The sequence below is a fragment of the Sporosarcina sp. ACRSL genome, assembly GCF_022346605.1.
Lineage (GTDB): Bacteria > Bacillota > Bacilli > Bacillales_A > Planococcaceae > Sporosarcina.
The window spans coordinates 22579-41423 of the sequence record NZ_JAKRNT010000011.1; the positions used below are offsets into that span (position 1 = coordinate 22579).

16 protein-coding genes are annotated in these 18845 nt (G+C 46.1%); 15 read left to right on the plus strand and 1 reads right to left on the minus strand.

The genetic code is table 11. The features are described 5' to 3' along the window. Nucleotides 1-3: 3 nt before the first annotated feature. From ligA to MHZ92_RS16285, 7 genes are all read left to right on the plus strand, one after another. Nucleotides 4-2025, plus strand: a complete 2022-nt coding sequence (gene ligA / locus MHZ92_RS16255; protein ID WP_239432760.1) for an NAD-dependent DNA ligase LigA — start codon at nucleotides 4-6, stop codon at nucleotides 2023-2025. 7 nt (nucleotides 2026-2032) lie between these two features. Beyond that, on the plus strand, nucleotides 2033-3145 hold the full coding sequence (locus tag MHZ92_RS16260) for a CamS family sex pheromone protein (RefSeq protein WP_239432761.1): 1113 nt from the start codon (nucleotides 2033-2035) through the stop codon (nucleotides 3143-3145). Between the two features lie 117 nt (nucleotides 3146-3262). After that, on the plus strand, nucleotides 3263-3550 hold the full coding sequence (gatC, locus tag MHZ92_RS16265; protein WP_239432762.1) for an Asp-tRNA(Asn)/Glu-tRNA(Gln) amidotransferase subunit GatC: 288 nt from the start codon (nucleotides 3263-3265) through the stop codon (nucleotides 3548-3550). Between the two features lie 24 nt (nucleotides 3551-3574). Further along, nucleotides 3575-5041 carry an Asp-tRNA(Asn)/Glu-tRNA(Gln) amidotransferase subunit GatA gene (gatA, locus tag MHZ92_RS16270; protein ID WP_239432763.1) on the plus strand — a complete coding sequence of 489 codons (1467 nt, stop codon included), beginning with the start codon at nucleotides 3575-3577 and terminating at the stop codon, nucleotides 5039-5041. Further along, entirely contained in the window at nucleotides 5041-6471 is a 1431-nt protein-coding gene (gene gatB / locus MHZ92_RS16275; protein WP_239432764.1) for an Asp-tRNA(Asn)/Glu-tRNA(Gln) amidotransferase subunit GatB, read from the plus strand. The genes gatA and gatB overlap by 1 nt, the downstream gene beginning before the upstream one ends. 323 nt (nucleotides 6472-6794) lie before the next feature. After that, nucleotides 6795-7364: a thioredoxin family protein gene (locus tag MHZ92_RS16280; protein ID WP_239432765.1), complete on the plus strand. Its 570-nt coding sequence runs from the start codon at nucleotides 6795-6797 to the stop codon at nucleotides 7362-7364. A gap of 112 nt (nucleotides 7365-7476) precedes the next feature. Beyond that, nucleotides 7477-8424 carry a diacylglycerol kinase gene (locus MHZ92_RS16285; protein ID WP_239432766.1) on the plus strand — a complete coding sequence of 316 codons (948 nt, stop codon included), beginning with the start codon at nucleotides 7477-7479 and terminating at the stop codon, nucleotides 8422-8424. A 21-nt stretch (nucleotides 8425-8445) separates the two neighbouring features. Here MHZ92_RS16285 and MHZ92_RS16290 read toward each other — a convergent pair whose 3' ends face one another. Next, a complete protein-coding gene (locus MHZ92_RS16290) occupies nucleotides 8446-8880 on the minus strand; it encodes an NUDIX hydrolase (protein ID WP_239432767.1) in 435 nt (144 codons plus the stop codon). Between the two features lie 285 nt (nucleotides 8881-9165). Between MHZ92_RS16290 and MHZ92_RS16295 the strand changes: the two genes are divergently transcribed. The 8 genes from MHZ92_RS16295 (at nucleotide 9166) to MHZ92_RS16325 (ending at nucleotide 18836) form a co-directional block, all read left to right on the plus strand. After that, nucleotides 9166-10512, plus strand: coding sequence for a cytochrome ubiquinol oxidase subunit I (locus MHZ92_RS16295; RefSeq protein WP_239432768.1), 1347 nt, complete (start codon nucleotides 9166-9168; stop codon nucleotides 10510-10512). After that, on the plus strand, nucleotides 10509-11534 hold the full coding sequence (locus MHZ92_RS16300; RefSeq protein ID WP_239432769.1) for a cytochrome d ubiquinol oxidase subunit II: 1026 nt from the start codon (nucleotides 10509-10511) through the stop codon (nucleotides 11532-11534). The genes MHZ92_RS16295 and MHZ92_RS16300 overlap by 4 nt, the downstream gene beginning before the upstream one ends. A 14-nt stretch (nucleotides 11535-11548) precedes the next feature. Then, the gene (gene cydS, locus MHZ92_RS21685; RefSeq protein ID WP_441347715.1) at nucleotides 11549-11659 is read left to right on the plus strand and encodes a cytochrome bd oxidase small subunit CydS; all 111 of its coding nucleotides are present in this window, start codon (nucleotides 11549-11551) and stop codon (nucleotides 11657-11659) included. A 209-nt stretch (nucleotides 11660-11868) separates the two neighbouring features. After that, the gene (gene rlmD, locus MHZ92_RS16305; RefSeq protein WP_239432770.1) at nucleotides 11869-13230 is read left to right on the plus strand and encodes a 23S rRNA (uracil(1939)-C(5))-methyltransferase RlmD; all 1362 of its coding nucleotides are present in this window, start codon (nucleotides 11869-11871) and stop codon (nucleotides 13228-13230) included. Nucleotides 13231-13489: 259 nt separating this feature from the next. Beyond that, complete coding sequence (locus MHZ92_RS16310; RefSeq protein WP_239432771.1) at nucleotides 13490-13657, plus strand: hypothetical protein; 168 nt, start codon at nucleotides 13490-13492, stop codon at nucleotides 13655-13657. A gap of 918 nt (nucleotides 13658-14575) precedes the next feature. Next, nucleotides 14576-14833, plus strand: coding sequence for a hypothetical protein (locus MHZ92_RS16315; RefSeq protein WP_239432885.1), 258 nt, complete (start codon nucleotides 14576-14578; stop codon nucleotides 14831-14833). 131 nt (nucleotides 14834-14964) lie between these two features. After that, on the plus strand, nucleotides 14965-16899 hold the full coding sequence (locus MHZ92_RS16320) for a putative thiazole-containing bacteriocin maturation protein (protein WP_239432772.1): 1935 nt from the start codon (nucleotides 14965-14967) through the stop codon (nucleotides 16897-16899). After that, complete coding sequence (locus tag MHZ92_RS16325) at nucleotides 16896-18836, plus strand: TOMM precursor leader peptide-binding protein (RefSeq protein ID WP_239432773.1); 1941 nt, start codon at nucleotides 16896-16898, stop codon at nucleotides 18834-18836. The genes MHZ92_RS16320 and MHZ92_RS16325 overlap by 4 nt, the downstream gene beginning before the upstream one ends. Nucleotides 18837-18845: the final 9 nt, after the last annotated feature.

The window sequence follows — 18845 nt, forward strand, 5'->3', positions numbered from 1 at the left end:
AGAATGGATCGAAACATAGATCGAAATGAAATCGAAAAACGTGTGCAGGAACTTAATGAGCTGCTCAAAGAGTATGGACATGCCTATTATGTGCTAGACCAGCCGCTCGTGCCCGATTCCGTCTATGATAGCCTCCTGCAGGAGTTGCTCTCTATTGAAGCGGAAAATCCAGATTTGATTTATCCCGATTCACCGACGCAACGCGTTGGCGGGGAAATCCTTGAAGGATTCAACAAAGTCGTTCATGAATATCCGATGCTGAGCTTGTCGAACGCGTTCAACGAAGAAGATATCCGCGATTTCGATAGGCGTGTGCGAGCAGGTGCGGGACAAGCCACATATATTTGTGAATTGAAGATCGATGGGCTTGCCGTTTCATTGAAATATGAAAACGGGATGTTCGTCCAAGGATCAACACGTGGCGATGGTACGGAAGGAGAGGATATTACCGCGAATTTAAAAACGATCCGGACAGTTCCGTTGAAGCTCTCCGAACCGGTTTCCATTGAAGTGCGCGGTGAAGCGTATATGCCGAAGAAATCATTTATGAGATTAAATGAGTCAAGAGATGAAAATGGGGAAGAGCCATTTGCGAATCCTCGGAATGCAGCCGCAGGTTCAATTCGGCAATTGGATCCGAAAATAGCCGCGAGCCGCAACCTTGCCGTCTTCATTTACGGAATCGGCGGTGATGGCAGTGCATACGGGCAGGACAGCCATTCCGACTCGCTCGATTATCTCGCATCAATCGGCTTTGAGACAAACAAGAATAGCAAACGGTGCAAAACAATTGAAGAGGTTCTTGAATATATCGAGTCATGGCAGGAACGTAGGCAGGACCTTGATTATGAAATCGACGGGATCGTCATTAAAGTAGACAGCTACGAAGATCAGGAGCAATTGGGCTTCACAGCGAAAAGTCCGAGATGGGCGACTGCCTATAAATTTCCTGCGGAAGAAGTCCATACGAAGCTGCTCGATATCGAGCTGAGTGTAGGTCGGACGGGAGTTGTCACGCCTACCGCCATTTTGGAGCCGGTGCGTGTTGCCGGAACGACAGTAGCAAGGGCTTCCCTCCATAACGAGGATCTCATCCGTGAAAAGGATATCCGGATCGGCGACACGGTCGTCATCCGTAAAGCGGGGGATATCATACCTGAAGTTGTCAGTGTGTTGATTGAACAGCGGCAAGGGCATGAAGAGCCATACCATATGCCTGACAATTGCCCTGTCTGCGACTCTGAACTCGTTAGGATCGAAGGTGAAGTGGCTTTACGATGCGTCAATCCGCAATGCCCTGCCCAAATGAAGGAAGCACTCATCCATTTCGTTTCGCGTAATGCAATGAATATCGAAGGGATCGGAGAGCGGGTCGTCGATCAATTGTATACGTCGGGTCTCGTCCAGGACGTTTCAGATTTGTACGGTTTAACGATGGAGCAGCTCTTGAGATTAGAGCGGATGGGAGAGAAGTCCGCAACGAATTTATTGACCGCGATCGAAACATCAAAATCCAATTCGTTGGAGAAGCTTCTTTTCGGACTTGGCATCCGCCATGTCGGGGAAAAGGCAGCCCGCATTTTGTCCGAGGAATTCGGCACGATGGACGAAATCGCAAAAGCGGATACGGAACGGCTTACATCAATTCATGAAATCGGCGACAAAGTAGCAGACGCTGTTGTGACATTTTTCGATAATGAAGATGTGTTGGAACTGCTAAGCAAGTTGAAATCGTATGGCGTCAATATGGACTATAAAGGCAGATCGCGCCAAGAGCTGCCGTCCGAGGGCATTTTCGTCGGAAAAACGGTCGTATTGACGGGGAAACTTTCAGTGTTAACGCGCAATGAAGCGAAAGAGCGAATCGAAGCGCTTGGCGGAAAAGTGAGCGGGAGTGTCAGTAAAAAGACGGATCTCGTCATTGCCGGTGAAGAAGCAGGATCGAAGCTTGCAAAGGCGGAGGAACTCGGAATTACCGTTTGGAACGAAACAGAGTTAGTCGACGCGCTCGGCGAAAAGGAGTAATTTTTACATGAAAAGGCTATTTGTACTACCTGGATTGGCGGCCGTCCTGCTCCTTAGCGGCTGCCTGCCGTCTATCGGACCCGAAAAAGAGGAAGTTATCCAAGAGAACGAGGAGCAGATCGAAGAAACCGTTATGATTCCAAATGTCCAATTGAAGGATGAATATTACAGGACGCTCATTCCGATAAAGAAGAGCGCTAGCCGTGGTCTCGTTGTAAACAATATTTATACGAAATACGATATCCAGGAAGCTGAACAAGGGCTTATGCGTTTATCCGCCCAGCATTTCGACACGAAAAACCATTTCTTCCAGGAAGGTCAATATATTGATAGGAAGACTGCGAGTGCTTGGCTCGCAAGAAGTTCAACGAATGAAGCGGGCTTGAATCCCCCAGAAGCGAAAGGGGAGGATGCAGAAGAGAAGCCTATCTACTTGGCTCATATTATCGAACAAAATTATTTAACATTGACAGATGAGAAAAAAGTGCGTCTATCAGGAATTTCCATTGGACTCGCTTTGAATTCCGTCTATTATAGCAACGGGAAGGAAACGGAAATACCAGACGCGGAACTTGAAAAGCAAGGCATCGCCATGGCGGACAAAATCGTCAGCAGGCTGCGTGCGAAAGAAGGGTTTCAAGATATTCCGATCGTCATTGGTCTATTTAAACAGGAAAGAAGAAATGCGATCGTCCCGGGCACGTATTTCGCAACTGCTTTTGCAGATAAAGGAAAATCATCCGCTTCCGGATGGAAACAAGTGAATGAGCGGTACGTACTGTTTCCCGCCCCAGCGGACATCGACAATTACCGTGATATCAATACGACTTTCAGTCACTTTAAGCAAGATATCGATAATTATTTCCCGAGCTTCGTCAATGTAATCGGAAAAGGTTTCTTCAAAGAGAACCGGCTGCAATCCATTTCAATTGAAATTCCAATTCAATTTTTCGGGAAGAGTGAGATCATTGGGTTTACACAATTTTTAACAGACCACGTCATTAAGTACTTCCCGAATATAGATGTCGAAGTGAGCATCACTTCAGTAAATGGTCCTGAGGCATTGATCGTCAAAGAAGCTGGGGACGATGAACCGTTCGTCCATATTTATAGATATTAATTGTCAGAAGGGGTTTAAGCGCGTCCGTATCAAGGTACAATGGATGCGCAGTTACTTTTCAACATACCGGTAAGGTGGTATGATTAGTCGTACAATTGCAATTGGGGAGGAAATCAAATGACGAAATTTACGGCAGAAGATGTACAATACTTCGCGAATTTTGCAAGAATCGCCTTTTCGAATGAGGAAGCGGAGGAGTTTTCCGAACTCATTTCCGAACTGGTCGAATTTGCTGATCAATTAAAAGAAGTCGATACAGATCAAGTTGAGCCGATGACTCATCCGTTGCAGCTATTCAACGTGCTTCGGGAAGATATACCACAAGACGTACTCGACCGTGACGAAATGTTGTCGAGTGTAAAAGAGCATGAAGACGGGATGATCAAAGTTCCGAATATCCTATGAGACTGATTTTTAGGAGGATGTAACATGACGTTAATGAAAAAGACGGCAGCAGAACTTCAAGCACTTTTACATAACCGGGAAGTCTCTGTCAAAGAAGTGACCGAAGATTCATTCAAACAGATCGCTGCATTGGATGGACAAGTGAAAGCATTCCTTACGCTAACGGAAGAAGAAGCATTGGCGAGAGCGGAGGAATTGGACAACGGACCAAAGGAAGACCGTGGTCCGCTTTTCGGATTGCCAATCGGCATTAAAGACAATATTGTCACGAAAGGCACTGCAACAACATGCGCAAGCAAAATGCTCGAAAACTTCGTACCTGTCTATAACGCGACAGCCGTTGAAAAAGTGAATGAAGCCGGCATGATCAGCGTCGGTAAGTTGAACATGGACGAGTTTGCAATGGGCTCTACAACTGAACGTTCTGCGTTCCAGACAACGCATAATCCGTGGAACCTAGACTGTGTACCTGGAGGTTCTTCAGGCGGATCCGCAGCTGCTGTTGCAGCAGGAGAAGTGCCGTTCTCACTCGGTACGGATACGGGTGGATCGGTTCGCCAGCCGGCAGCATTTTGCGGAGTCGTCGGGATGAAGCCGACTTACGGCAGAGTGTCCCGCAGCGGACTTGTTGCGTTCGCCTCATCTTTGGATCAAATCGGCCCGATCACGCGCACTGTCGAGGACAATGCACTGTTATTGAATGCCATTTCGGGACTAGATCATCGGGATTCCTCCTCTTCACCGCAGCAAGTGCCGGATTTCAGAGCAGCGTTGACAGGTGATATAAAAGGTCTGCGAATCGCGGTTCCAAAGGAATATTTGGGCGAAGGCATCGAGGAAGACGTGAAAGACAAAGTCCGTGCGTCCTTAAAAGTACTAGAGTCACTTGGTGCAACGATCGGTGAAGTATCGCTTCCACATTCTAAATATGCTTCTCCAACCTATTACACGATTGCAACTGCAGAAGCCTCTTCAAATCTTGCGAGATTTGACGGAATCCGTTATGGATATCGTTCGGAAGGCGCAAAAAACCTTGATGAGATTTATACGCGTTCACGTGCGGAAGGGTTCGGTACAGAAGTTAAAAAACGGATTTTGTACGGGACATATGCATTAAGCGCAGATCATCACGAAGAGTTATATGTGAAGGCGATGAAAGTACGTACGCTTATTGCACAAGACTTCGCCTCCGTATTTGACAACTATGATGTCATCGTTGGCCCGACTAGCGCGACAACAGCATACGAAATCGGCGGAGCCATGAAGGATCAAGTGACGTTATATGCAAATGATATTTTGACCGTATCCGTCAACTTGGCTGGTATTCCAGCAATTTCGATTCCGTGCGGTTTTTCAAATGGATTGCCTGTCGGTCTTCAAATCATCGGGAAACATTTTGATGAAGCGACCCTTTACAGAGTGGCACATGCGTTTGAACAAGCGACCGATTTCCATAAGCGCACTCCATCAATCGGGGAGGGGAATGAATAATGAACTTTGAAACGATTGTCGGACTCGAAGTCCACGTTGAATTGAAAACCGATACTAAAATCTTTTCACCGGCGCCTTCCCATTACGGGGCAGAGCCGAATATGAACATCCATGTGAAGGACTTGGCATACCCGGGAGCATTGCCGGTGTTGAACAAACGCGCGGTCGACTTCGGAATGAAAGCTTCCATGGCCCTTAATTGCGAAGTGGCGAAAGTCATGAACTTCGACAGAAAGCATTATTTTTATCCGGATAACCCGGCAGCCTATCAAATTTCACAAGATAAGCGTCCCGTCGGTCAAAACGGCTGGATTGAAATCGAAGTGGATGGGAAAAAGAAAAAAATCCGCATCGAACGCGTTCATCTTGAAGAGGACGCTGGTAAACTGACGCACTCTGATAACGGCTATTCACTCGTCGACTTGAACCGACAAGGTACGCCGCTTATCGAAATCGTCACAGAAGCGGATATCCGCTCCCCGGAAGAGGCATATGCATTCCTTGAGAAGCTGAAAGCGATCATCCAATATACAGGCGTTTCCGACGTCCGTATGGAAGAGGGTTCACTTCGTTGTGACGCCAACATTTCATTGCGTCCGTTCGGACAAGAGGAATTCGGAACGAAAACAGAATTGAAAAACTTGAACTCCTTCAACTTTGTTCGTAGAGGGATTGCCAATGAAGTCGAGCGCCAGGAAAAAATCCTTCTTTCGGGTGGTACGATCCAACAGGAAACACGCCGCTATGACGAATCGACTGGACAAACTGTCCTCATGCGTGTAAAAGGCAGCGCGAATGATTACCGTTTCATCAATGATCCGGACTTGCCGGAAATTCATATCGACCAAGAGTGGATGGATCGTGTCCGCGCAGAGATTCCGGAACTTCCGGATGCGCGTAAGGCAAGGTATGTCAATGAGCTTGATCTGCCGGAATATGACGCGCATGTCTTGACGTTGACAAAAGAGATGTCCGACTTCTTCGATGCAACCGTTGCAACAGGCGCCGATGCGAAACTCGCTTCCAACTGGTTGATGGGAGAAGTGTCTGCATACTTGAATGCCGAACAGAAAGAGCTTCATGAGACGGCACTCACACCAGAAGGCCTCTCAAGCATGATCAAACTGATTTCAGATGGCACAATTTCATCCAAAATCGCGAAAAAAGTCTTCAAGGAATTGATTGAAAAAGGCGGTAACGCCGCTGACATCGTCAAGGAGAAAGGCCTCGTCCAAATTTCCGACGAAGATACGCTCCGCAAATTCGTCACGGAAGTGCTCGACGCAAACGAACAATCAATCGAGGACTTCAAAAACGGCAAGGACCGAGCAGTCGGCTTCCTCGTCGGACAAGTGATGAAAGCGACTAAAGGACAAGCAAACCCGCCAATGGTCAATAAAATCCTCCTCGAGGAAATTAAAAAACGATAAGTTCGAAACAAACTGTCCTATACGGGGTCTTGTAAAAGTCTCCGTATAGGGCGTTTTAAATTATGCCTCGTCTAGACTCCGGGTGGCAGAAGGCTGCCTTAATTTCTGCTTAGACCGCAGAAATACGGCAAACCGAACCCTACGCTGTTCGGTTTTCTCGGGTCATAAGTCAGCTCTGCTGCACGGCAAAAAGCGCCGTTTCGCAGATCCGCCTTATGCCTGTCGAAGTTAACCGCCACCCTCCGCTTTTGTGCAGAAATGGCATCCTATTTGATTCGGGAAACGAATAGCCTTACACTTAAGAAAAAGGAGTGTGTGTGGGAATGAAAACTGAAAAACAATATTTTGATGAAGCAATCTCACTAGCGGACTATATGGACCGTATGGAAACGCATAAGGAAAACAGCTTCAGCATTTATGAGAAATTCGATGTGCCCCAAGATGATGCATTCATCGAAATAGCAAAACAAGAAAAGCCCAATATACTAGTCATAACGGAAGATTGGTGTGGGGACGCGATGATGAACAATCCGATCCTACGCCGAATTGCAGAAGCAGCTGACTTGGATGTACGTGCGGTTTATCGTGATGAAGATACAGATTTGATCGACAGGCATTTGACAAATGGCGGCCGCTCCATCCCGATTTACTTGCTGCTCGACAATGAAGGCGAAGTGTTAGCAAAGTGGGGGCCTCGCGCAGCATCCATACAGGAAGACGTCATGGAGCGCCGCAAAGCACTTCCGGCAAAAGAAGCACCTGATTTCGATGAAAAGCAGCGGGCATTCATTTCAGAATTGATGAAAGAATATACGACACAACCCGAATTGTGGCTCACTGTTTACGAAGACATCCGAAAGACATTCATGCCTGCGTTGCAACAGACAAAGTAATTGTGTCATGGGAACTTTTTAGCAGGACAGATAGTCCAATTAAGTGTCCGATGTTAGAGCATTGGACGTATGTAAGCGTTGCAATTAGTATGAATTGAGAGGGAACATGTGTATGAAGCGTGCACGAATTATTTATAATCCGACAGCTGGACGTGAAATATTCCGTAGGCATCTGGCTGAAGTTCTGGAGAAGCTGGAGATTGCCGGCTATGAAACATCAGTACATGCGACTACAGGAGAAGGTGATGCAACCGAAGCTGCGAAGCTAGCTGTGGAACGGGGCTTTGACGTCATCATTGCTTCAGGCGGAGATGGTACGTTAAACGAAGTCGTCGCCGGAGTCTCCCCATTTGAGAAAAGGCCGAAAATCGGGCTCATTCCGACTGGGACGACGAACGACTTTTCCCGAGCATTGCGGATTCCAAGGGATATTGACGAAGCTGTCGATATCATCGTCCGTGGAGAAACCATTCCCGTTGACGTCGGTATGATGAACGACCGCTACTTCATTAACATTGCGGGTGGCGGACAAATGACGGAGCTGACGTATGATGTTCCAATCAAGCTCAAAACGATGCTCGGTCAGCTTGCCTACTACTTGAAAGGGATTGAAATGCTCCCTAACTTCCATTCAAGTCAAATGAAAATTGAGTACGACGATGAAGTGTTCGAAGGGGAAGCGATGCTCTTCCTCGTTGGCTTGACAAACTCCGTCGGCGGCTTCGAAAAATTAGCACCGCACTCAAGTATTAACGATGGCAAATTTACGTTATTAATTTTGAAAAAATGTAATATGGCGGAATTTATTAGAGTTGTCACATTGGCGTTGCGTGGAGAGCATTTGGATGACCCACTCGTCATTTCCGCACAGCCGTCTAAAGTGAAGGTCACTTCGTCTGAAGAAGTGCTGCTGAACCTGGACGGAGAATACGGCGGCACCTTGCCAGCTACTTTTGAAAACCGGTATCGCCATATCGAAATGTTTGCCCCGTTCGATCAATTGCGAGAGCAGGACAGAATTGATAGAGAATCTGAAAATGAAGAAGCTGCTTTGGATTAATTCCAAGCAGCTTTTTAAGGTTCAAATAATTAATGCTATCGCCTCATCTTGTTTTGCAGCTAGCGCAGGCAAATCATTTAGCGGAATCCAACGACAACAGAAAATCATGCCGTTGTCTACACCCGTACCGCTGACACAAATTTCCCATTCATTGTTATCCTCGCCGATGTACGTAAGATGAAAGATATTCCGCTCATGCATGACATTTTTGCGGTGCGCGGGAAAGTAATTCATCTTGTTCAATTTACCATTTAACCGAAGCTGTTCCCGACGAATGCCGGTTTCTTCTTCAATTTCCCGGTAGAGTGCTTCGATGAGCGGTTCATCTTCTTCAATCGTTCCGCCCGGTACTTGCAATCCTGCCTCTGGATGATCTTTGTGCTCGAACACAAGGATTTTCCGTTCATCATGATCATCCTTTGTAATGTACGCTAATACCTTTCGTTTAATTTCCATTGTGTCCCCCCTTTGTAATCCTTCTATTATACATAACATTCAAAATACTCTCAAGAGACTTAACATCTATAAAAAACTTTTTGTGATCAATCAATATCTTGTTAATTCACTGGAAAAAGGGGAAAAGTATAGACAGATAAGGTAAGTAAGGAATGAGGGCGAAGGAGGGGCACCCGTGTATAAGAAACAAGAAAAATGGCTCATGTGGCTCGTCTTTGTCGTGGCGGGAATCATGTTTCTTTCTATTGTCGGAAGAATTTTTGGAAGTTGAGGGAGGGGAAATAGATGGGGAATGAAGAAGCGGTTTTTTATTCGCGTGTCTTAACGGAAACGACTTTATCCTTCCATATCATTTACGCGACAATCGGTGTCGGTGTCCCGCTTATGATTATGATTGCGCAATGGGTCGGAATTCGGAAAAACGACGAGCATTATATATTGCTTGCTAGACGATGGGCACGGGGATTCGTCATTACTGTCGCCGTCGGTGTCGTGACAGGGACGGCAATCGGCTTACAATTATCGTTGCTTTGGCCGAATTTCATGGAGTTTGCAGGACATGTCATTGCGCTTCCGCTCTTCATGGAAACGTTCGCTTTCTTTTTTGAAGCCATTTTCCTCGGGATATATTTATATACATGGGATCGGTTCGAAAATCAAAAAAAGCATTTACTGCTACTAGTACCGGTTGCAATCGGTGCTTCTTTTTCTGCTGTCTTCATTACGATGGTCAATTCCTTCATGAACGCGCCCCAAGGCTTCGACATCGTAAATGGGCAACTCGTGAACATTAACCCGATCATCGCGATGTTCAATCCGGCAATGCCGACCAAAGTAGCGCATGTCGTCGTCACGGCATATATGACCGCGGCTTTTGTGCTGGCGGCAATTGCTGCGTTCCGATTATTGAGAGGCTCTGATCATATTTATCATAAGAAAGCTCTTCACTTGACGATGAAACTAGGACTGGTTTTTTCGATTGCAACTGCCATTATAGGGGATTTCTCCGGTAAATATTTGGCCGAGTATCAGCCTGAAAAACTGGCGGCAGCAGAATGGCATTTTGAAACGCAGGAAAATGCACCGCTTGTCTTGCTTGGTATTATGAATGATGGAGAAGTGAAGTACGCGATCAGAGTTCCGAGTGGTCTATCCTTACTGGCGTATAGCAACCCAAACGCAGAAGTAATCGGGTTGGATCAATTCCCGGAAGATGAAATCCCACCTCTGTATATCCATTATTTATTCAACATTATGGTATTGATCGGCATGTGGATGGTCTTCCTTGCAGCATGGTACTGGATCGGTATGAGACGTCGTTGGCGAAGTGTGACGACAAGGTGGTTCCGCTGGCTCATTGTCCTCGGCGCACCGCTAACATTCATTGCGATTGAATCGGGATGGTGGCTTGCGGAAGTCGGACGGCAACCGTGGATTCTTCGAAAAATCATGCGGGTTGAGGATGCTGCCACGACGAGCGGGCAAGTGGACCTGATGCTTATGTTATTTTCAGCGCTCTATGTGATCCTTGGCATCGGAACGATCGTCGTTTTAAGAAGGATGTTCCTCAAGAATCCAGTCGAACGTGAACTAGCAGATCGGCAAATGGAAAAGGGCGGTGATGTACAATGAACTTGGAAATCGTAGGAATATCGGTTCTTTGGACGTTCCTATTCGGTTACATTGTCGTCGGGGCCATAGATTTCGGAGCAGGTTTTTTTAACGCGTACAGCTTGCTGACTGGGAAACAGAGAATTTTAACGAAGGTTATTCAACGATATTTATCTCCTGTCTGGGAAGTGACAAACGTATTTCTCGTCTTCTTCTTTGTCGGGATTATCGGGTTCTTTCCAAAAACGGCGTTTTATTATGGGACGACGTTACTTGTTCCGGTCAGCATCGGTGTCATCTTGCTGGCGATCCGCGGATCGTATTACGCGTTCGAAACATATGGCGCAAGGGGACATAAAGGCTATTCCTTCATGTATGGACTTTCGGGATTGTTGCTACCTGCTTCGCTATCGATTGTCCTGACAATTTCCGAAGGCGGCTTCATCGATATGGTGGATGGACGTCCGGTGCTCGATTACTGGGCTTTATTCACAAGTCCATTGACTTGGTCAATCGTCGTTCTTAGTATTTCTGCGACACTTTACATCTCGGCGGTCTTTCTCACGTGGTATGCGAATAAAGCCGAAGACCGAGAAGCGACAGACCTGCTTCGGAAATATGCACTCACCTGGTCGTTGCCGACAATTATTACAGCAGGTGGCATCATTTTCGAGCTCCGCAGACATAATTTAGCGCGTTATCATAATATTCTAACGTTTTGGCCAATGTTCCTTATCTCGTTCCTTTTATTTGCCGGGACAGTTTGGCTCCTATGGAAACGTCGCAGCTACGGCTTGGCTGTCGGCCTGCTTTTAGGTCAATTTGTTTTCGCGTTTTTTGGATACGGGGTATCGCATTATCCGTATTTGCTGTATCCTCATTTGACGTTGTATGACAGTTTCACAAACCCGGTGATGGCAATTTCACTCATTGTAGCTTTCATTCTTGGACTTTGCCTATTGATCCCGTCGCTCGTCCTGCTCATGCGACTGTTCCTATTCAATAAAAACTACGTCCGTGGAAAAGAGGATTATCATGCGTAAAGGGGGATTGCGGCATGCATAGTTTCATTGTTTTTTATGCACCTTTCATTATTCTCATTGCGTCGATTGTCATCGCGTTTCTCGTAGCGGATCGAGATGGTTCGGTGAGGAAGGAAGATGAGTAACGGAAAGCAGACGTCATGACGGCGTCTGTTTTTTCGTCTCCCCGTCCAGCTACGGGTGGCAGCCTCTCGGGTCGTTTCGGGCTTGAAAGAAAAGGCAAAGAACGCCTTTTTTTCAGGCCCTCCAACGCCTGTCGAGGCTAAGCCACCGCCCTCCGCTTTTGATTGAAAACGTGCTAAGATGAGAACATACGAAATTTGGAGGAAACAGCATGTCTTATATTGTAAATCAAAATGATCGTCTCTCTGTCTATGTGGAGGATTTGACGCATGACGGATCAGGCGTTGCCAAAGTGGAAGGCTATCCGCTATTCATTCCAGGCGCATTGCCTGGCGAGGAAGTCGATGTGCAGGTCGGGAAAACGTTGAAGAACTACGGGTTCGCCCGTCTGCTCAAAGTGACGAAGCCATCCCCGGATCGCATTGAACCGCCGTGCCATGTGTTTTGGGAATGTGGCGGCTGCCAATTGCAGCATTTATCATACGAGGCCCAGCTCATCCAAAAGCAAAAGCAGGTTCGGGATGTCATCGACCGCATCGCGAAATTGCCGGACGTGCCTGTCCATCCGGTGAAAGGGATGGAAGACCCGTGGCGCTATCGCAATAAATCCCAGATCCCTTTCAGTGAAAGGGACGGCAAAGTCGTGTCAGGCTTTTATAAGTCTCGCACCCATCACATCGTTGACACGGACGTATGCATTATACAAAGCGAAGAAGCGGATGAACTGATGTCTACGTTGAAACACGAAATGCACGCACTTGGTCTTGAAGCATACAACGAAAAGTCTCATCGCGGCATGCTTCGGCATTTGATTGTCCGAAAAGGGAAGGCGACAGGAGAAATTATGGTTGTCCTCGTGACACTCAAAAAGAAATTTCCCCAGAAAGAAGCGGTAGTTGAACTCATTAAACGGGTGGTACCGGAAGTGACGTCGATCATGCAAAACGTCAACAGCGAGAGGACGAACGTCATCTTCGGGAATGAAACAATTCCTCTTTACGGAAAATCGTTCATCATCGACACGATCGGTGACATTCGCTTTGAAATATCTGCGCGCTCCTTTTACCAAGTGAATCCGGAACAAACCGAAGTCCTCTATGGACAAGCTCTCGAGTATGCACAGCTGACAGGTGACGAAAGGGTCATCGATGCATATTGCGGAATCGGCACGATTTCTCTGTTCCTTGCGCAAAAGGCGAAGGAAGTATACGGCGTCGAAATCGTCCCCCAAGCGATCGAGGACGCCAAACGGAACGCGGAATTGAACGGTATTACCAATGCCTATTTTGAAGCGGGCGCTGCAGAAGACGTCATCCCAAGATGGTACTCGGAAGGAAAACGGTTCGATGTCCTAGTCGTTGACCCACCACGTAAAGGCTGCGACGAAAAACTATTGCAGACAATCTTGGAATACAAACCGAAGCGTGTTGTATATGTATCATGCAACCCAGGAACACTAGCGCGCGACTTGCGAATCTTGGAAGACGGCGGCTACCGCACGAAGGAAGTACAGCCCGTTGACATGTTCCCACAGTCGAGCCATGTGGAATGCGTTGCTTGGTTGGAAATCTAACTGTAGCCCGCAATAAAGCAATAAACCCTTGCATTTTATAAAAAAATCAATCATCCATTTTCAACTGTTTAAAAAAAGCCGATGTCCAATATATAAAAGAACATCGGCATTTACTATCTAAACATACCCATAACAGATCCTAATTGTCTCATCAAATTATATCCATTGTATATGGTATTGGCGTGACCCATAAATGTGTTGATATGGTTCGGCAGGTTTCCTAAAATACTACCTGGAGATGAATTGTTAGGGCTGAAAGATGGGCCCCATCTATTGTCGTGAATTTGGCCAAACTGTCGTCCTTGATAAAGGGCTCCAAATTGTCGTCCTTGAAAGGGAGAGCCAAACTGTCGTCCTTGATAAGGGGCTCCAAATTGTAGTCCTTGAAAAGGAGAGCCAAACTGTCGTCCTTGGTAAGGGGCTCTAAATTGTCGTCCTTGAAAAGGAGAGCCAAACTGTTGTCCCTGATAAGGGGCTCCAAATTGTAGTCCTTGAAAAGGAGAGACCAACTGTCGTCCTTGGTAAGGGGCTCTAAATTGTCGTCCTTGAAAAGGAGAGCCAAACTGTTGTCCCTGATACTGAGGGCCAAATACCTGTCTATTTCTTGGGGGAAAGGATCTTCCTGGACCTGGTGAAAAATGTAGCATTTACTCACCTCCTAACAGACTAACCTATCTATAATATATGGCAGTATGCTGTTTGGAATTAGACTTTAATGAAACTATTATTTAAGTAATCATTTGAACCTGCTCGTCCTACATTCCTCGAACCTATTCCTCTATATTCATTATTATAAACAGAGAAAAACGTGAACAAAAAGCGTGAAGAAGCGCGCAAAACGTGAAGAAAAAGCGGGGGAAAATGAGGGTTCTTGCCAAAACTTTATTGTAAACGTGACGAAGGAACGGGGGTTGGCGTGGGGTAAAAAGGTAGGGAATATATTATAAGGGGACATTAAATTGTCTAACTAAAATAAACACATGATATTAAAACTAAACATTACTGATCCAAGCCCAGATCTCGTGAAATGAATATTTCCGATTTCTGGGTATTTTTATGCTACCCTTTTTTATCAATTTTTTTAGCCGTGTTCTTCTCTTGGTGGTAATTATCTCAAAATACTCCATGCCTAGACGATAGAAATGGGCGTTTTAATCGGTAGCAATACCCACCCAACCTTCATAAATTGGTAAGGAGTGTATATGAACTATTGGTTGACTCAACTAGTACCTAGTTGATTTTAACTTATTTTTATTGTGCTTCCCCTTGCACGTTCATATCACATCTTGTTAATTAAAAAAATCAGGAGGTGTCAAGAATGTATGAATTCCAGAATGATCTCCAGATGTTGAATGTTGGAGATTTCAATGCGGGTGAGGCAGTTGCTTTTGACCAAAGCGGAGGTTTAACAAATCAAACTGCGCAGCTCGGTGGCATTGGCGGTTGCTTTGGCGGAGGCTTTGGGATTGGCGGTTGCTTTGGCGGTGGCTTTTTCCGTTGCGGCTTTAACTGCTTTAGCTGCTTTGGTTGCTTTAGTTGTTTCCGTTGCTCTAGTTGTTTCCGTTGCGGTTTTCATCGCTGCGGCCGTTGCCACGGCTTCTAAGAAAAACATGATTGCCATAGTCCCTGCATTTGTTGCAGGGACTTTTCTATAGAAGGGTAAACATATGATACAAGTTACGGTACATATGATTATAGTGTTGGTCATAATTTCGATTTAAAAGGAGGAACGAAATGTCAAACTTGACCCCTATGATGCGACTCAAAGTGAAAAGAGACACATTTTTTCTCCCCGATTCAAATAGTGGTGTGTATTTTAGAAATAATAAAAGTTCTTTTCGTATGGAAGGAGATGGTATTGGTCAGTGGATTGAAAAACTGCTGCCGATGTTCAACGGGAAGTTCACGCTAGGGGATTTGACAGATGGGTTGCCTGTTCCATACCGCAATCGTGTATATGAAATTGCGGAAGTGCTGTACCGAAATGAGTATGTTCGGGATGTGAGCCAAGATCTTCCCCATGAATTGTCTAACCAGGTTCTTACTAAGTATGCCTCCCAAATCGAGTTTTTGGACAGTTTTGGCGATTCGAGTGCGTACCGATTTCAAACCTATCGTCAGGCAAAAGTGTTGGCAGTAGGTGCTGGCCCTTTTTTTGTTTCGTTAGTTTCTTCATTACTTGAATCCGGATTGCCCAAGTTCCAAATGCTAATAACGGACTCAGTGCCGACCAATAGACAGCGGTTGATGGAACTTGTGGAGCATGCCCGTAATACAGATGCCGAGATTGCGGTGGAAGAGGTCAGTTTACAGAAGGATTGGCGGGAAATTATTAAACCGTTTGATTCGATTTTGTATGTGTCTCAGGAGGGCGATATAGAGGAAATCCGAGCTCTTCAAAAGATTTGTAAGGAAGAGAAGAAGGTGTTTCTTCCTGCTCTTTGTCATGAGGACGTGGGTCTTGCGGGTCCGCTAGTCCATCCAGACTCTAATACGTGTTGGGATTCTGCGTGGAGGCGTATGCATCGAGCTGCACTTTCGAAAGAGCAGCAGTTCACCGCTTTCTCTACGACAGCAGGGGCAATGTTAGCCAATGTCATCACATTTGAATTGTTTAAAGAAATTACAGAAGTGACCGAAGCGGAACAGAGGAATCTATTCTATCTGCTTGATCTAGATACGTTGGAAGGGAACTGGCATTTATTTTTGCCCCATCCCTTAGTGGATGGACATTTGTCTACTGAATGGGTAACAGATTTGGATGTACGTCTCAATAGAAGCTTAAACGAAAATGAAACAAATAATCAATTGTTACTTTACTTCAGCCAGTTGACATCGGAAGTATCAGGGATTTTTCATAAATGGGAGGAAGAAGATCTAAAGCAGCTGCCTTTATCTCAGTGTCGCGTTCAGGCAGTTGATCTATTGTCGGAGGGGCCCGCTGAGCTTTTACCAGACATTGTTTGTGCAGGTCTGACGCATGAGGAAGCACGGAGGAATGCGGGACTTGCCGGGATAGAATCGTATGTATCACAAGCGGTTGAACGACTCGTAGCGACCCTGCCTTCCTATAAGGAAACTAGGAAGAATGAAGTAGAAATAAAGGAATTCATCGGAGTTGGAGCGGGGGAAACAGTTGCGGAAGGTATTTGTCGGGGGCTGCAAAAGTGTTTGGACAGAGAACTAAGCTTTCAGCTAACAAATAAAAAAATCCAGGTTGCTCCGTTGCAAGTTGATACGGTGGAAGATGAACGCTGCCGGTTTTATTTGGAGGCACTAACTACGATACATGGCTCACCGACGATCGGCTTAGGAGAGGAAGTGAACGGTTTCCCTGTCATCTGGGTCGGAACGAATGACCGCTGGTATGGTGGTGTAGATTTGAATAGTACATTAGCGTTGCGAAAAGCGCTACAACAGGCCCTTATGAACAGTGCACAAGCGCTGGAAGTTTCGTCCGTTCTACTGGAAGAAAAGGTACCACTCCGCCTTGCGATCTCCGCTTATGATGAGAAAAGACACTCCGAGATTTTGCATTCCGCTATACAAATCCTAGAACAAAATCACAAATGGCTATCAGTAATTGATTTAGCATTTGAACCGTTTTTGAAAGAGGGGCTCGCAGGGGTGTTTGGCGTGTTGTTAGGTGAGGAGGGAGGATTCCGGTGAGTTCCGTCGTGATGGTTGTTGGAGAAGGATTCTTAGCTGACCGTGTGAGCGAGGATTTATCCACTCAATACGAAGTCATACGCTGTTACGATTTCGAAGAGGGCGTACCAGAAACAACTGATCTGGTTCTAGTATTGCACGATGCCTTGAATCCCAATCAAAAAAGAACTGAAGAGGTATTGCAGCCAACCGGTATCCCTTGGCTGCGGGGTTTTGTTTCATATGGAGAAGGAGTGATTGGGCCACTAGTACGTCCGGAAATACCAGGCTGCTCCCAGTGTGCAGACAAGCGACGTCTCATGGCGGGAAGAGACCGTAAAGAGACTTGGGAGATGGGACAGAGACTTGAGGAACATGGTGAAATTTCGAGTGATGCTTGGGCATCGCGTACGGGATTATTGCAAATGGCGCATCTTCTCGAGTCGGAGGTACAGAGCATACTAAATGGAGATCAGGCTCATTCGGAAGGTCGTGTATGTTTCATCAATCTGAAATCGCTAAAGAGTTCATGGCATTCGTTTCTTCCTGACTCATTGTGTCCAGTCTGCAGTCAATTACCCGATGATTCACCGGCCACGGCCCGAATTACACTGCAATCTAGTCCGAAAAACAATCCTGACAGTTACCGTTGTCGTTCCATGGATGAACTGCAAAAGTTTCTAAGCAAGGATTATCTAGATAATCGGACTGGTTTGTTAAATGGTAAAATGTATGACCTTGGGCTTCCGTTTGCCGATGTAAATGTTAATCTGCCGTTGTTTGGCGGAGACGAGGGTGTAGCAGGCCGAACCCATTCATACAAGATTAGTGAGTCTACGGCTATTTTGGAAGGGTTGGAGCGGTACTGTGGTCTGTCCCCAAGTGGAAAACGAACAGTAGTTCATGACAGCTACCGCAATCTGGCAGACCGAGCGCTTAATCCTCTTAAAGTAGGTGTGCATTCAAAAGAGCAGTATGAGCTGCCTAACTTTCCGTTCAAAGCGTTTAACCCTGATCGTTCCATCGATTGGGTTTGGGGTTATTCGTTTTTGGAAGAGCGTCCGATTCTGATTCCGGAGTTGCTTGCTTATTATAGTGTGAGTTCTGGTGAAGGATTCATTTATGAAACTTCCAATGGTTGTGCGGTAGGCGGTAGTTTAGAAGAGGCCATTTTCTACGGTATTATGGAAGTTGTGGAGCGTGATTCGTTCCTGATGACTTGGTACGCAGAGCTGGCACTTCCACGTCTTGACCCTTATTCTACCAATGACCAAGAATTAATACTGATGATTGACCGTGTACGGGCGGTTTGTGGGTATGATCTTCATTTTTATAACTCGACGATGGAGAACGGGATTCCAAGTGTTATGGTACTGGCGAAAAACAGGAAAAAAACGGGAATGAATATCATTGCTGCGGCAGGTGCTCATCTGGATCCGATACGTGCGGCGAAAAGCTCGATTCATGAGTTGGCTGGTATGATGCTAATACTTGACGGGAATTTAGAAGCAAACCGGGAGGAGTATTTGCAAATGTTGAAAGACTCTTCCTTGGTACGTAAGATGGATCATCATGGGATGTTGTATGGGTTGCCGGAAGCAGAAGAACGCCTACAGTTTTTGTTAGATGAAAATCGGCCATTGCGAACGTTTGACGAGGAATTCAAATGGGAGGCAGTGCATGTAGACCTTACGGAAGATCTACGGGATATTCTCCAGGCGTTCAGGAGGTTGAACCTCGATGTAATCGTAGTGGACCAAACGACACCGGAACTCAAACAAAACGGACTATTTTGCGTTAAAGTCCTGATCCCGGGGATGCTGCCGATGACATTCGGTCAACACCTTATCCGACTAACAGGGCTTGAGAGAGTGCTGCATGTGCCAATGGAACTTGGATATAAGGAACAACCGCTAACCCTTGAACAGCTCAATCCATATCCGCATCCGTTCCCATAACCAGTCGTT